This is a genomic window from Cronobacter universalis NCTC 9529, from assembly GCF_001277175.1.
Taxonomy (GTDB): Bacteria; Pseudomonadota; Gammaproteobacteria; order Enterobacterales; family Enterobacteriaceae; genus Cronobacter; species Cronobacter universalis.
Map to the genome: position 1 here is coordinate 728,608 of NZ_CP012257.1, position 13,966 is coordinate 742,573.

The following is a 13,966-nucleotide window of genomic DNA, read 5'->3' on the forward strand; positions in this document are numbered from 1 at the left end:
ACGACCCAAAATAAGTGAGCAACCTGCATGTCTACATCCATACAGAGCAACAGCGCGGTGCTTGTGCACTTTACGCTGAAGCTTGAAGACGGCTCCACGGCGGAGTCCAGCCGCAACAGCGGCAAACCCGCGCTGTTTCGCCTGGGCGACGGCTCGCTGTCGCAGGGCCTGGAGCGCGAGTTGCTCGGTCTGCATGCCGGCGACAAAAAAGCGTTTACGCTCCTGCCGGAAGACGCGTTCGGCACACCGAGCCCGGATCTCATCCAGTACTTCTCCCGCCGCGAGTTTATCGATGCGGGCGAGCCGGACATCGGCGCGATTATGCTCTTTACCGCAATGGACGGCAGCGAAATGCCGGGCGTCATCCGTGAAATCAACGGCGACTCCATCACGGTGGATTTCAACCATCCGCTCGCCGGACATACCCTTCATTTTGATATAGACGTGCTGGAAATCGATCCGGCGCTGGAGAGTTCTGATGCAGATCCTGTTGGCTAACCCGCGCGGCTTCTGCGCAGGCGTGGACCGCGCTATCAGCATTGTGGAAAACGCGCTGGCGATTTACGGCGCGCCTATCTACGTTCGTCATGAAGTGGTGCATAACCGCTACGTCGTGGACAGCCTGCGCGAGCGCGGCGCGATTTTTATCGAGCAAATCAGCGAAGTGCCGGATGGCGCGATCCTGATTTTCTCCGCCCACGGCGTCTCGCAGGCGGTTCGCAATGAAGCGAAAAGCCGCGATCTGACGGTGTTTGACGCTACCTGCCCGCTGGTGACCAAAGTGCATATGGAAGTGGCGCGCTCCAGCCGCCGTGGCGAAGAAGCCATTCTTATCGGCCACGCCGGACACCCGGAAGTGGAAGGGACGATGGGCCAGTACAGCAACCCGGAAGGGGGCATGTATCTGGTGGAATCGCCGGAAGATGTCTGGAAAATTACCGTAAAGGATGAAAATAATCTCTCCTTTATGACCCAGACGACGCTGTCGGTGGATGATACTTCAGAGGTGATCGACGCGCTGCGCAGCCGTTTCCCGAAAATCGTCGGCCCGCGTAAAGATGACATCTGCTACGCCACCACCAACCGTCAGGAAGCCGTGCGCGCGCTGGCGGAGCAGGCGGACGTGGTGTTAGTGGTGGGGTCGAAAAACTCCTCCAACTCCAACCGTCTGGCGGAGCTGGCCCAGCGTATGGGCAAAACGGCCTATCTTATCGACGACGCCAACGACATTCAGGAAGCCTGGGTCAAAACCGCCGCCTGTGTGGGCGTGACCGCGGGCGCCTCGGCGCCGGATGTTCTGGTGCAGAACGTCATCACGCGCCTGAAAGCGCTTGGCGGCAGCGACGCCCACGAGCTGACCGGTCGCGAAGAAAACATCGTTTTCGAAGTGCCGAAGGAGCTGCGCATCGACGCGCGCGAAGTGCAGTAATTTTTTACGCGCGTACCAGAACAGCATGCCGGACGGTGAAGATCGTCCGGCATTTTTTTATCCTGACGGCAGGCCGGACAACAAGGAACGCTCATGACAAAAACGCCGATTATTCTCGATACCGATCCCGGCATTGACGATGCCGTGGCTATCGCCGCCGCGCTGTTTTCGCCCGCGCTGGATTTACAGCTCATCACCACTGTCGCAGGCAATGTGTCCCTGGAGAAAACGACCCGCAACGCGCTGCAACTGCTGCATTTCTGGGACGCTGACGTGCCGGTGGCGCAGGGGGCCGTCACGCCGCTGGCGCGCCCGCTGCGCGATGCCGCGTCGGTGCACGGCGAATCGGGGATGGAGGGTTACGAATTTATCGAACACGACCGGCTGACGCTCGACGTTCCGGCGTTTCAGGCGATTTACGAACGCCTGACGGCCGCCACGGAGCCGCTGACGCTCGTCACCATCGGGCCGCTGACCAATATCGCGCTGCTGCTGACGCACTATCCGGCATGTAAAGCGAAAATCAAACGGCTGGTGATGATGGGCGGCTCGGCAGGGCGCGGCAACTTTACCCCCAACGCCGAGTTTAATATCGCCATCGATCCGGAAGCCGCCGCGCGGGTATTTGAAAGCGGCATTGAGATAGTGATGTGCGGGCTGGATGTCACCAACCAGGCGGTGCTCACGCCTGATTATCTCGCGGCATTGCCCTCGCTTAACCGCACCGGGAAAATGCTGCACGCGCTGTTCAGCCATTACCGCAGCGGCAGCATGACGACGGGCCTGCGTATGCACGATCTCTGCGCCATCGCCTGGCTGGTTAAGCCTGAGCTGTTTACGCTTAAACCCTGTTTTGTGGCGGTGGAGACGCGCGGCGACTACACGTCGGGCGCCACGGTGGTGGATATTGAAGGAAAGTTAAACCAGCCTGCGAACGTGCAGGTCGCGCTCGGTATCGACGTGGCCGCGTTTCGCGACTGGGTCGCGCAGACGCTCACGCTGGCGCCTTAGCAGAGCTTTTCCGTCAGGTAGTCGATAAGCGCCCGGATTTTGGCGGGCATATGGCGGCTCGTCGACCACAACAGCCAGAGCCTGCCGGAATAGCTGCTGATAAATTCCCACTCCGGCAGCACCTGAACAATCTCGCCTGCCGCCAGCGCGTCGCTGGCGGTAAAACGCGGCAGGCTGCCGATGCCCAGATGGCGCTTCACGGCATCAAGACGTACGCCGGTATGGTTGGCGGCGTACCGCCCGTGCGTCTGCACCACCACGCTTTTCCCGTCGCGACGAAACTTCCAGCGCGCGTCCGCCGCCGTTTCGCCAAGACTGATGCAACTGTGATGACGTAATGCCTGCGGCGTTTCCGGCGTGCCGTGGCGCGCCAGATAGTCCGGCGTGGCGCACAGCAGATGTTCTATTGGCATCAGCGGTTTGCCGTACAGCCCGGGGGAGGGGGAATCGGTAATGCGCAGCGCCAGATCCACCTCGTCATCGATAAGATCCATATACCGGTCTTCCAGGCGCAGGCAGATATCCACCTGCGGGTAGCGCGTCAGAAATTCTTCCATCAACGGGTGGATCACAAAACGGCCCACCGCTTTCGGCACGCCAAGCGTGACGCGCCCCTGCGGCGCGTGTGACGCCGTGCCGCCCTGGGCCATCACGTCGCGGGCGGCGTCCATCATGCTGGCGGCGCGCTGAAACACGCCGTTGCCCGCCTCGCTGAGGCGCAATTTTCGCGTGGTGCGGACCAGCAGCTTGCAGCCCAGCTCGCGCTCCAGGCGAGAGACGCTACGGCTGACGGATGAGGGCGTGGCGCCGAGCTTGCGCGCGGCGGCGGAGAAGCTGCCGCTCTCCACCACCTGAACGAAAACCGCGATATCGGGCAGAAGGGCTAAATTCATATTTGTGCGCCTGGTGCAAAGGTTCGTTGTCGCCGCGCAGGATTATCGCTGCGGGAATAACAAATATAATGTGTGGTGAACCGGGAGGACAACGATGACACACAGAGAGTACTACCTGAGCGACGCGCTACAGGGCGAAGCGAACGTGTTGCGCTGCGAGCAAAATGCGCAGGGCGATTATGAAGTCGAACTGGATACGACGCTGTTTCACCCGCAGGGCGGCGGGCAGCCCTCTGACAGCGGCGCGATAAACGATGTGCCGGTGCTGCGCGTGGAAAACCGCGGCGAGACGGTGATTCATCTGCTGGCGCAGCCGGTGGCGACCGGCCCCGCCACGCTTGCGGTTGATGACGCGCTGCGTAACCGCCATACCCGCTGGCACTCGGCGGGCCACCTGATTGGCTATGCGGGCGAGCAGCTCGGCTGGCAGCCGGTGAAAGCGCACCACTGGCCCGGCGAAGGGAGAATTACGTTTGCTCCGGCGCAGGCATCAGACGCGCCTGACGCCTGCGCGTTAAGCGAGAAAATCGCCGCCTGGATCGCCGCCGATCTGCCGCGCTATGTTGATTTCGTTGACGGACGGCGGCAGGTGCGCTTCGGCGAACTGCCCGTCTATGGCTGCGGCGGCACGCATGTGGCATCGCTCTCGCAGGTCGGTGAGGTCACGCTCACCAGCATTAAAGTAAAGAAAGGCCAGCTGCTGGTGGCTTATCAGGTGGCAGAGTAAGCCTCGCGGCAGGCTAAAGCGCCTGCCGTTTTATCCCGCCATAACCCTGGAGTTATCAGGTGATCCAGGCCTTTTACTGATACCCCCGCCGTTTTATCATAAATTTCTAATTATTCTTGTTTTCAGCTGGCAGCCTGCGGGCAGGCTGGTTAACCTGAGAACGATTTCTAAGCAATCTGAAGAGTATAACTATGCAAGAAGCACAGGTCCGCGTCGCGATCGCGGGGGCGAATGGTCGTATGGGCCGGCAGTTAATCCAGGCGGCGCTCGCTATGGACGGCGTGGCGCTGGGGGCTGCGCTGGTGCGCGAAGGCTCCTCGCTGCTGGGCGCAGACGCGGGTGAACTGGCGGGCGCGGGCACGACCGGCGTGACCCTCCAGAGCAGTCTTGAGGCGGTAAAAGATGACTTCGACGTGCTTATCGATTTTACGCGTCCCGAAGGCACCCTGGCGTACCTTGCGTTCTGCCGCGCGCATAATAAAGGCATGGTGATCGGCACCACCGGCTTTGACGACGCCGGTAAAGCGGCCATCCGTGAAGCCGCCACGGCGATCCCTGTGGTGTTCGCCGCTAACTTCAGCGTTGGGGTTAACGTGATGCTGAAGCTGCTTGAAAAAGCCGCGCAGGTGATGGGCGATTACACCGATATCGAAATTATTGAAGCGCATCACCGACATAAAGTGGATGCGCCGTCCGGCACCGCGCTTGCGATGGGCGAGGCGATTGCCGGCGCGCTGAATAAAGATCTGCAAAGCTGCGCGGTCTATGCGCGCGAAGGCCACACCGGCGAGCGCGTACCCGGCACTATTGGGTTTGCGACCGTGCGTGCGGGCGACATTGTCGGTGAGCACACCGCGATGTTCGCTGACATCGGCGAACGTATTGAAATCACCCATAAAGCCTCGAGCCGGATGACATTTGCGAACGGCGCGGTAAAGTCTGCATTATGGCTTAAAACGCGTAAAAATGGGCTTTACGATATGCGTGACGTGCTGGATTTAAACAATTTGTGATCTCAATTACCCATCGTGATGTGGTTATTTCAATCATAAGTTTCTGATTGAAAGGGCAATAGTTTATTGCCCTTTTTTATTTTGTGTTTTTTAAGGTGGTTTAGATTTTTTCTTTATCATGACTCTTAAAATTACAAGTTTTCATCTGTTTTTACGTTAAAGGATTGTGAATTTTGACCGTTTGGTCCATTTTAAAAGCTGTGTTATGATCCATTTTTAATTTTCTTGCTGAGCAACCGTTTTCTGCGCTTCGTTTTCTTTGGTTTTTACCCGTCATTTCTTCGCTTTTCATCAAAGCCCTCAAAAAAACAATAAAAAGTGCGTTTTAAGGTAGACTTCCCTGTGGGTTCTCTCTAGAATGCCGCCGTTTGCCAAAAATTCGCTGTTCAGGCGTTTTTGCGTTGATTTAGCCATACTGGTTGAATTAATATGCAAATAAATTGACTGTTTATTCCCTGGAGGACGTTTTGATTAAGTCAGCGCTGTTGGTTCTGGAAGACGGAACCCAATTCTACGGTCGGGCCATCGGGGCAACAGGTACGGCAGTAGGGGAAGTCGTTTTCAATACTTCAATGACCGGTTATCAAGAAATCCTCACTGATCCTTCCTACTCCCGCCAGATTGTCACTCTCACTTATCCTCATATTGGTAATGTCGGCACCAACGATGCTGACGCTGAATCCTCCCAGGTACATGCTCAGGGCCTTGTGATCCGTGATTTGCCGCTGATTGCCAGCAACTACCGCAACACAGAGGACCTTTCTTCTTACCTGAAGCGCCATAACATCGTGGCGATTGCCGATATCGATACCCGCAAGCTGACGCGTCTGCTGCGTGAGAAGGGCGCCCAGAACGGTTGCATCATCGCAGGGGATAATGTCGATGCCGCGCTGGCGCTGGAAAAAGCGAAAGCCTTCCCTGGCCTGAACGGCATGGATCTGGCAAAAGAAGTGACCACGACGGAAGCTTACAGCTGGACGCAGGGCAGCTGGACGCTCGCAGGCGAACTGCCGGAAGCGAAAAAAGAAGAAGAGCTGCCTTATCATGTGGTGGCGTATGACTACGGCGTGAAGCGCAACATCCTGCGCATGCTGGTGGACAGAGGCTGCCGCCTGACGGTCGTCCCGGCGCAAACCTCCGCCGAAGATGTCCTGAAAATGAACCCGGATGGCGTGTTTCTCTCCAACGGCCCTGGCGACCCGGCGCCGTGCGACTACGCCATCGAAGCCATCCAGAAATTCCTCGAAACCGACGTGCCGGTCTTCGGCATCTGCCTCGGACACCAGCTGCTGGCGCTGGCGAGCGGCGCGAAAACCGTGAAGATGAAGTTCGGCCACCACGGCGGCAACCATCCGGTGAAAGATATCGATAACAACCGCGTGATGATCACCGCCCAGAACCACGGTTTTGCGGTGGATGAAGCGACCATGCCGTCAACGCTGCGCGTGACTCATAAATCCCTGTTCGATAACACGCTCCAGGGGATTCACCGCACCGATAAACCGGCCTTCAGCTTCCAGGGGCACCCTGAGGCGAGCCCCGGCCCGCATGACGCCGCGCCGCTGTTTGACCACTTTATCGAATTAATTGAGCAGTACCGTAAGACCGCCAAATAATCGGGAGAAAGAGAACAATGCCAAAACGTACAGATATTAAAAGCATCCTGATTCTTGGCGCGGGCCCGATTGTCATCGGCCAGGCGTGCGAATTCGACTACTCCGGCGCGCAGGCGTGTAAGGCGCTGCGCGAAGAGGGCTACCGCGTTATTCTGGTGAACTCCAACCCGGCGACCATCATGACCGACCCGGAGATGGCCGATGCGACCTACATCGAGCCGATCCACTGGGAAGTTGTGCGTAAAATCATCGAAAAAGAGCGCCCGGATGCGGTGCTGCCGACCATGGGCGGCCAGACGGCGCTGAACTGCGCGCTGGAGCTGGAGCGCCAGGGCGTGCTGGAAGAGTTCGGCGTGACCATGATTGGCGCGACCGCCGATGCGATTGATAAAGCCGAAGACCGCCGTCGTTTTGACGTCGCGATGAAGAAAATCGGCCTCGACACCGCACGCTCCGGCATCGCGCACAATATGGAAGAAGCGCTGGCGGTAGCGGCGGATGTCGGTTATCCGTGCATTATTCGCCCGTCGTTCACCATGGGCGGCACCGGCGGCGGTATCGCGTACAACCGCGAAGAGTTCGAAGAGATTTGCGCCCGCGGCCTGGATCTCTCGCCGACCAAAGAGCTGCTGATTGATGAATCGCTGATCGGCTGGAAAGAGTACGAGATGGAAGTGGTGCGTGATAAAAACGACAACTGCATCATCGTCTGCTCAATTGAAAACTTCGACGCCATGGGTATCCACACCGGCGACTCCATCACCGTGGCGCCAGCCCAGACGCTGACCGATAAAGAGTATCAAATCATGCGTAACGCCTCGATGGCGGTGCTGCGTGAAATCGGCGTGGAAACCGGCGGCTCCAACGTGCAGTTTGCGGTGAACCCGAAAAACGGCCGTCTGATTGTTATCGAAATGAACCCGCGCGTGTCACGTTCCTCGGCGCTGGCCTCTAAAGCGACCGGCTTCCCGATTGCCAAAGTGGCGGCGAAACTGGCGGTGGGTTACACCCTTGATGAGCTGATGAACGACATCACCGGCGGCCGTACCCCGGCGTCGTTCGAGCCGTCCATCGACTACGTGGTCACCAAAATCCCGCGCTTTAACTTCGAGAAATTCGCCGGCGCCAACGACCGCCTGACCACCCAGATGAAATCGGTGGGCGAAGTGATGGCGATTGGCCGCACCCAGCAGGAGTCGATGCAGAAAGCGCTGCGCGGCCTCGAAGTGGGCGCGACCGGTTTTGACCCGAAAGTGAGCCTCGACGACCCGGAAGCGCTGACCAAAATTCGCCGCGAGCTGAAAGACGCGGGCGCCGAGCGTATCTGGTACATCGCCGACGCCTTCCGCGCCGGTCTGTCCGTTGACGGCGTGTTTAACCTGACCAATATCGACCGCTGGTTCCTGGTGCAGATTGAAGAGCTGGTGCGCCTCGAAGAGCAGGTGGCTGAGCAGGGCATTAACGGACTTAGCGCTGATTTCCTGCGTATGCTCAAGCGTAAAGGTTTCGCCGATGCGCGTCTCGCGAAACTCGCGGGCGTCAGCGAATCGGAAATCCGCAAGCTGCGCGAGCAGTACAACCTGCACCCGGTCTACAAGCGTGTGGATACCTGCGCGGCGGAGTTCTCAACCGATACCGCCTACATGTACTCCACCTATGAAGAAGAGTGCGAAGCCAACCCGAACCAGGATCGCGAAAAAATCATGGTGCTGGGCGGCGGGCCGAACCGTATCGGCCAGGGCATTGAGTTTGACTACTGCTGCGTCCACGCCGCGCTCGCGCTGCGTGAAGACGGTTACGAAACCATTATGGTCAACTGTAACCCGGAAACCGTCTCCACCGACTACGACACCTCCGACCGCCTCTACTTCGAGCCGGTGACGCTGGAAGACGTGCTGGAAATCGTGCGTATCGAGAAACCGAAAGGCGTTATCGTGCAGTATGGCGGCCAGACCCCGCTGAAACTGGCGCGCGCGCTGGAAGCTGCAGGCGTGCCGGTTATCGGCACCAGCCCGGACGCGATTGACCGCGCGGAAGACCGCGAGCGCTTCCAGCAGGCGGTGGATCGCCTGAAGCTGAAGCAGCCGGCGAACGCCACCGTGACGGCTATCGAACAGGCCGTCGAGAAGGCGAAAGAGATTGGCTACCCGCTGGTGGTGCGTCCGTCTTACGTACTGGGCGGCCGCGCGATGGAAATCGTCTACGACGAAGCCGACCTGCGTCGCTACTTCCAGACGGCGGTGAGTGTTTCCAACGACGCGCCGGTGCTGCTGGACCGCTTCCTGGATGACGCGGTGGAAGTGGATGTCGATGCTATCTGCGACGGCGAAACGGTGCTGATTGGCGGCATCATGGAGCACATCGAACAGGCGGGCGTACACTCCGGCGACTCCGCGTGCTCTCTGCCGGCGTATACCTTAAGCCAGGAGATTCAGGACGTGATGCGCCAGCAGGTGCAGAAACTGGCCTTTGAACTCCAGGTGCGCGGCCTGATGAACGTCCAGTTCGCCGTAAAAGATAACGAAGTCTATCTGATTGAAGTGAACCCGCGCGCCGCGCGTACCGTGCCGTTCGTCTCCAAAGCCACCGGGGTGCCGCTGGCGAAAGTGGCGGCGCGCGTCATGGCGGGCAAAACGCTGAGCGAGCAGGGCGTTACCAAAGAGATCATCCCGCCGTACTACTCGGTGAAAGAAGTGGTGCTGCCGTTCAACAAATTCCCGGGCGTCGACCCGCTGCTGGGGCCGGAAATGCGCTCCACCGGCGAAGTGATGGGCGTGGGCCGCACCTTCGCGGAGGCGTTCGCCAAAGCGCAGCTCGGCAGCAACTCCACCATGAAGAAACAGGGCCGCGCGCTGCTCTCGGTGCGTGAGGGCGATAAAGAGCGCGTGGTGGATCTCGCCGCCAAGCTGCTGAAATTCGGCTTCGAGCTGGACGCCACCCACGGCACCGCGATTGTGCTGGGCGAAGCAGGCATCAACCCGCGTCTGGTGAACAAGGTGCATGAAGGGCGTCCGCACATTCAGGATCGCATCAAGAATGGCGAATACACCTACATCATCAACACCACCGCGGGCCGCCAGGCGATTGAAGACTCCAAGCTGATTCGCCGCAGCGCGCTGCAATACAAAGTGCATTACGACACCACGCTGAACGGCGGCTTCGCCACCGCGATGGCGCTGAACGCTGACGCCACCGAGAAAGTGACGTCCGTTCAGGAGATGCACGCGCAAATCACGAAGTAAGACGTCGTGAACCCGATAAAAGCCAGCGTAAGCTGGCTTTTTTTATTGGCGCCCCCCTAAATTTAATAGCCAATTAGTTTTTCACTCATGCGCGGCCATCCGTTACCCTTCAGGCTGTCTCGTTTGCCGAATTCCCGGTTCACGTTTAAGGAGAAACACGTGTTAAAAAGAGTCCTGCTTCTGGGTGCCTGTCTGGCATTAACCGCCTGCTTTGGCGGTGGTGACAGCAAAGAGTTCCTGATTGATAACCCGACCGGGAAACCGCTCGCGATTTCGGTAGACGATCAAAAAATCACCGTTCCGGCAGAAAAATCACAAACGATTAAACTGGACGCGGGCCAGCATACGCTGACGCTTGAGAATGGCGACAAGGTAAAATTCAGCGTCTTTAGCGCGATGCCTCGCTCGGGCGTGAGCGGTCTTATCAACCCGACCCGTACTCGTTACATTTACGTGATACAAAAATACCTGGCGGAAGGGGTAACACCGTCCAGTGAAAACGGCGATGTTCACACCCTGACGATTGACGGGCAGACCGTAACCGGCCCGTTCGAAGATATGGGCAGCGGGCTGTTTATCGATAATTTTACGAAAGAGTGGGAGCTGAACCCGACAGAGCCTTTCCCGGAGTCGATGTCATCGACGTCCGCGGATAACTACAAAACCAAACTTTTCCGTCTCGAAGAGTTTAAGGACTATTACAACAATCAGTTTTCGCCCTCCGTGGAATACACTGAAAACATGCGTATCACAGAGTCGCGTTACCAGCCGCCTGAAATCAGCGCGCAGTTTACTTCGCCTGAACTTCAGCAAAACCTGAATGAAGCCACCAAAATTTATAATGACTTTATTCATGCCGAATCGGCAGGCGACCAAAAAGATCTGCTCAAAGCGTTCGACAAACAGAACCGCGAGAAATGGCGTAACCCTAAAGCTGGCGGTGAAGAATTGACCCGTTATTATGAAATTATGACCAACCTGAATCACACGATGATGAGCTCCATTCTGGAGCTGAAGCAGTAATATCCGACCGCCGGGCATCGGCATTCAGGATGCCCGGCCTCAGAACCGTCTGTATTTCCATCTGTTATCAGTAAGTTAATCTAAAATAATAAAGTAAGTCATTAAAACACACTGAAAGCAGGGGAGAACACCATGCGATCGAAACTACTGATTACGTCCATTTTTGCTGCCGCTACGCTGTTTACCGTGGCGGGCTGTTCATCCAATCAGGCCGTTAAGACGACCGACGGTAAAACCGTGGTCACCGACGGTAAGCCGGAAGTCGACAGCGATACCGGGCTGGTCTCTTATAAAAACGCCCAGACCGGACAGACCGAGCAGATTAACCGCGACCAGGTAAAATCCATGAGCGAACTGGATAACTAACCACCGCGTTAATTATCCTCGCACCTGAAAAGACGGATGCTGATGCATCCGTTTTTATTTTTACCGCAAAACGCCTTATGCCCGCCGGTAAATCGCAGCAAATCCTTTCTGTTTCATCCCCGCCCAATACCCCTGCGGATTGTCCCTGTCAGCGCGCCCGTTAACTGGCTACACTCATTGCATTCCCACGGTGGGCAGGACACAGGCAAGGTTATGATTTTAATTATTTATGCGCACCCCTATCCGCATCACTCCCACGCCAACCGGCGAATGCTGGAGCATGTGCAGGGGCTGGACGATATCGAGGTGCGCTCGCTTTATCAGCTTTACCCCGATTTCAACATCAACGTGCCCGCCGAGCAGGAGGCGCTGGCGCGCGCCGATCTCATCGTCTGGCAGCATCCGATGCAGTGGTACAGCGTGCCGCCGCTGTTCAAACTCTGGATAGACAAAGTGTTATCGCACGGCTGGGCCTATGGCAAAGGGGGAACGGCGCTCAGGGGCAAAAGCGTACTGTGGGCCGTGACGACCGGCGGCGATAAACACCATTTTGATCTTGGCGACCATCCTGGCTTCGACGTGCTCGCGCAGCCGTTACAGGCGACCGCGCTCTATTGCGGCCTGAACTGGCTGGCGCCCTATGCGATGCACCGTACTTTTGTCTGCGACGACGAAACGCTCGAAGGCAAAGCGCGGGAATACCAGAAACGCTTAACCGACTGGCAGGAGCGGCATCATGGATAGTCATACGTTGATTCAGGCGCTGATCTACCTCGGGTCGGCCGCGCTGATTGTGCCCGTCGCGGTGCGCCTCGGACTTGGCTCGGTGCTGGGGTATCTGATTGCCGGCGGGCTGATTGGCCCGTGGGGGTTGCGGCTGGTGACGGACGCGCAGGCGATTCTGCATTTCGCGGAAATCGGCGTGGTGCTGATGCTGTTTGTCATCGGGCTTGAGCTTGATCCGCAGCGCCTGTGGAAGCTGCGCGCCTCGGTCTTTGGCGGCGGCGCGTTGCAGATGGGCGCGTGCGGCCTGCTGCTCGGCGGCTTTTGCGTGGCGCTCGGGCTGCGCTGGCAGGTGGCGCTGCTGATTGGCCTGACGCTCGCGCTCTCTTCAACGGCCATCGCCATGCAGGCGATGAACGAGCGTAACCTGACGGCGTCGCAAATGGGGCGCAGCGCCTTTGCCGTGCTGCTGTTCCAGGATATCGCCGCGATCCCGCTGGTGGCGATGATCCCGCTGCTGGCCGCGAGCGGCGAGGCGACGACCGCCAGCGCGTTCCTCCTCTCGGCGCTGAAAGTGGTCGGCGCGCTGGCGCTGGTGGTGCTGCTCGGGCGTTTTGTCGCGCGGCCGGCGCTGCGCTTTGTAGCCCGCTCCGGGCTTCGCGAAGTGTTCAGCGCCGTGGCGCTGTTTCTGGTGTTCGGCTTCGGGCTGCTGCTGGAAGAGGCCGGGCTGTCGATGGCGATGGGCGCGTTTCTCGCGGGCGTCTTGCTGGCAAGCTCCGAATACCGCCACGCGCTGGAGAGCGATATCGAGCCGTTCAAAGGGCTGCTGCTGGGCCTCTTTTTTATCGGCGTCGGGATGTCGATTGATTTCGGCACGCTGGTGGCGCATCCGCTGCGCGTGCTGACGCTCCTGTTCGGCTTTCTGATTATCAAAACCGTCACGCTGTGGCTTATCGCAAAACCGCTGAAGGTGCCTGGGCGTCAGGGGCGCTGGTTTGCGGCGCTGTTAGGACAGGGGAGTGAATTCGCGTTCGTGATTTTCGGCGCGGCGCGCAGCGCCGAGGTGCTGGATGCCGAATGGGCGAAGGCGCTGACGCTCGCGGTGGCGCTCTCCATGGCCGCGACGCCGCTGCTGCTGGTGTTGTTAACCCGCCTTGAGAAATCGGGGCAGCAGCAGGCGCGTGAAGCCGATGAAATTGACGAGGAGCAGCCGCGGGTGATCATCGCGGGCTTCGGGCGATTTGGTCAGATAGCCGGTCGTTTGCTGCTCTCCAGCGGCGTGAAGATGGTGGTTCTCGATCACGACCCGGATCATATCGAAACGCTGCGTAAATTCGGCATGAAGGTGTTTTATGGCGACGCGACCCGCGTCGATTTGCTGGAATCGGCGGGCGTGGCGAAAGCTGAAGTGCTGATTAACGCCATTGACGATCCGCAGGCGAATCTGCAACTGACGGAGCTGGTGCAGACGCACTTTCCGCAGGTGCGGATTATCGCCCGCGCCCGCGATGTGGATCACTACATTCGCCTGCGTCAGGCAGGTGTCGCGCAGCCGGAGCGTGAAACGTTCGAAGGCGCGCTGCGGGTAGGGCGCATGGCGCTGGAAGAGCTGGGCATCGGCAGTTACGAAGCGCGCGAGCGCGCCGATCTGTTCCGCTGCTACAACCAGCAGATGGTGGATGAAATGGCCGAGGGCGACAACGACACGTCGGCGCGCGCCGCCACCTTTAAGCGCACCAGCGCGATGCTGACGGAAATCATCAGCGAAGACCGCGCGCACTTGTCGCTGATCCAGCGCCACGGCTGGCAGGGGACACAGGAAGGCAAGCACACCGGCGATGATGCCGACGAGCCGGAAGTGAAACCGCAGCCCTAAAAAAACGCCCCGTCCGGGGCGTTTTCTTTTGCGCGAAGGCAGGGCGC

At 58.6% G+C, this 13,966-nt stretch carries 13 protein-coding genes; 11 read left to right on the top strand and 2 right to left on the bottom strand.

The window, feature by feature from the left end:
• Window positions 1–27 precede the first annotated feature (27 nt).
• From fkpB to rihC, 3 genes are all read left to right on the top strand, one after another.
• On the top strand, window positions 28–498 hold the full coding sequence (gene fkpB / locus AFK65_RS03335; protein WP_004386255.1) for an FKBP-type peptidyl-prolyl cis-trans isomerase: 471 nt from the start codon (window positions 28–30) through the stop codon (window positions 496–498).
• Window positions 479–1,429 carry a 4-hydroxy-3-methylbut-2-enyl diphosphate reductase gene (gene ispH / locus AFK65_RS03340; protein WP_038858069.1) on the top strand — a complete coding sequence of 317 codons (951 nt, stop codon included), beginning with the start codon at window positions 479–481 and terminating at the stop codon, window positions 1,427–1,429. The genes fkpB and ispH overlap by 20 nt, the downstream gene beginning before the upstream one ends.
• Before the next feature lie 93 nt (window positions 1,430–1,522).
• Window positions 1,523–2,440, top strand: a complete 918-nt coding sequence (gene rihC, locus AFK65_RS03345) for a ribonucleoside hydrolase RihC (RefSeq protein WP_038858067.1) — start codon at window positions 1,523–1,525, stop codon at window positions 2,438–2,440.
• Here rihC and AFK65_RS03350 read toward each other — a convergent pair.
• The gene (locus AFK65_RS03350) at window positions 2,437–3,333 is read right to left on the bottom strand and encodes a LysR family transcriptional regulator (RefSeq protein WP_038858065.1); all 897 of its coding nucleotides are present in this window, start codon (window positions 3,331–3,333) and stop codon (window positions 2,437–2,439) included. The two genes, rihC and AFK65_RS03350, sit on opposite strands and share 4 nt — an antisense overlap.
• 94 nt (window positions 3,334–3,427) lie before the next feature.
• On the opposite strand from AFK65_RS03350, the gene AFK65_RS03355 reads away from it, so the two are divergent.
• Together AFK65_RS03355 and dapB are read left to right on the top strand one after the other, a co-directional pair.
• Window positions 3,428–4,060: an alanyl-tRNA editing protein gene (locus tag AFK65_RS03355; protein ID WP_007700406.1), complete on the top strand. Its 633-nt coding sequence runs from the start codon at window positions 3,428–3,430 to the stop codon at window positions 4,058–4,060.
• Window positions 4,061–4,251: 191 nt separating this feature from the next.
• Complete coding sequence (gene dapB / locus AFK65_RS03360; RefSeq protein ID WP_032804266.1) at window positions 4,252–5,073, top strand: 4-hydroxy-tetrahydrodipicolinate reductase; 822 nt, start codon at window positions 4,252–4,254, stop codon at window positions 5,071–5,073.
• 151 nt (window positions 5,074–5,224) lie between these two features.
• Here dapB and AFK65_RS21990 read toward each other — a convergent pair whose 3' ends face one another.
• Window positions 5,225–5,365 carry a hypothetical protein gene (locus AFK65_RS21990; RefSeq protein ID WP_155886426.1) on the bottom strand — a complete coding sequence of 47 codons (141 nt, stop codon included), beginning with the start codon at window positions 5,363–5,365 and terminating at the stop codon, window positions 5,225–5,227.
• 175 nt (window positions 5,366–5,540) lie between these two features.
• Here AFK65_RS21990 and carA point away from each other — a divergent pair, with 175 nt between their 5' ends.
• The 6 genes from carA (at window position 5,541) to kefC (ending at window position 13,919) form a co-directional block, all read left to right on the top strand.
• A complete protein-coding gene (gene carA, locus AFK65_RS03365; RefSeq protein ID WP_032804267.1) occupies window positions 5,541–6,689 on the top strand; it encodes a glutamine-hydrolyzing carbamoyl-phosphate synthase small subunit in 1,149 nt (382 codons plus the stop codon).
• Between the two features lie 17 nt (window positions 6,690–6,706).
• Window positions 6,707–9,931, top strand: a complete 3,225-nt coding sequence (gene carB / locus AFK65_RS03370) for a carbamoyl-phosphate synthase large subunit (protein ID WP_007701016.1) — start codon at window positions 6,707–6,709, stop codon at window positions 9,929–9,931.
• Between the two features lie 159 nt (window positions 9,932–10,090).
• Window positions 10,091–10,954, top strand: coding sequence for a hypothetical protein (locus AFK65_RS03375; RefSeq protein WP_007701018.1), 864 nt, complete (start codon window positions 10,091–10,093; stop codon window positions 10,952–10,954).
• Window positions 10,955–11,086: 132 nt separating this feature from the next.
• A complete protein-coding gene (locus tag AFK65_RS03380) occupies window positions 11,087–11,320 on the top strand; it encodes a YgdI/YgdR family lipoprotein (RefSeq protein ID WP_007701022.1) in 234 nt (77 codons plus the stop codon).
• A gap of 213 nt (window positions 11,321–11,533) precedes the next feature.
• Window positions 11,534–12,064 (top strand): glutathione-regulated potassium-efflux system oxidoreductase KefF, encoded by a 531-nt coding sequence (gene kefF / locus AFK65_RS03385; RefSeq protein ID WP_007701710.1) that lies wholly within the window; start codon window positions 11,534–11,536, stop codon window positions 12,062–12,064.
• Entirely contained in the window at window positions 12,057–13,919 is a 1,863-nt protein-coding gene (gene kefC, locus AFK65_RS03390; protein ID WP_038858063.1) for a glutathione-regulated potassium-efflux system protein KefC, read from the top strand. Before kefF ends, kefC begins: the two co-directional genes overlap by 8 nt.
• Window positions 13,920–13,966 lie beyond the last annotated feature (47 nt).

What these genes read in the sequence shown, in the direction of transcription:
- fkpB (WP_004386255.1), top strand. Translation starts at nt 28, where the DNA reads ATGTCTACATCCATACAGAGCAACAGCGCGGTGCTTGTGCACTTTACG.
- ispH (WP_038858069.1), top strand. Translation starts at nt 479, where the DNA reads ATGCAGATCCTGTTGGCTAACCCGCGCGGCTTCTGCGCAGGCGTGGAC.
- rihC (WP_038858067.1), top strand. Translation starts at nt 1,523, where the DNA reads ATGACAAAAACGCCGATTATTCTCGATACCGATCCCGGCATTGACGAT.
- AFK65_RS03350 (WP_038858065.1), bottom strand. Translation starts at nt 3,333, where the DNA reads ATGAATTTAGCCCTTCTGCCCGATATCGCGGTTTTCGTTCAGGTGGTG.
- AFK65_RS03355 (WP_007700406.1), top strand. Translation starts at nt 3,428, where the DNA reads ATGACACACAGAGAGTACTACCTGAGCGACGCGCTACAGGGCGAAGCG.
- dapB (WP_032804266.1), top strand. Translation starts at nt 4,252, where the DNA reads ATGCAAGAAGCACAGGTCCGCGTCGCGATCGCGGGGGCGAATGGTCGT.
- AFK65_RS21990 (WP_155886426.1), bottom strand. Translation starts at nt 5,365, where the DNA reads ATGAAAAGCGAAGAAATGACGGGTAAAAACCAAAGAAAACGAAGCGCA.
- carB (WP_007701016.1), top strand. Translation starts at nt 6,707, where the DNA reads ATGCCAAAACGTACAGATATTAAAAGCATCCTGATTCTTGGCGCGGGC.
- AFK65_RS03380 (WP_007701022.1), top strand. Translation starts at nt 11,087, where the DNA reads ATGCGATCGAAACTACTGATTACGTCCATTTTTGCTGCCGCTACGCTG.
- kefF (WP_007701710.1), top strand. Translation starts at nt 11,534, where the DNA reads ATGATTTTAATTATTTATGCGCACCCCTATCCGCATCACTCCCACGCC.
- kefC (WP_038858063.1), top strand. Translation starts at nt 12,057, where the DNA reads ATGGATAGTCATACGTTGATTCAGGCGCTGATCTACCTCGGGTCGGCC.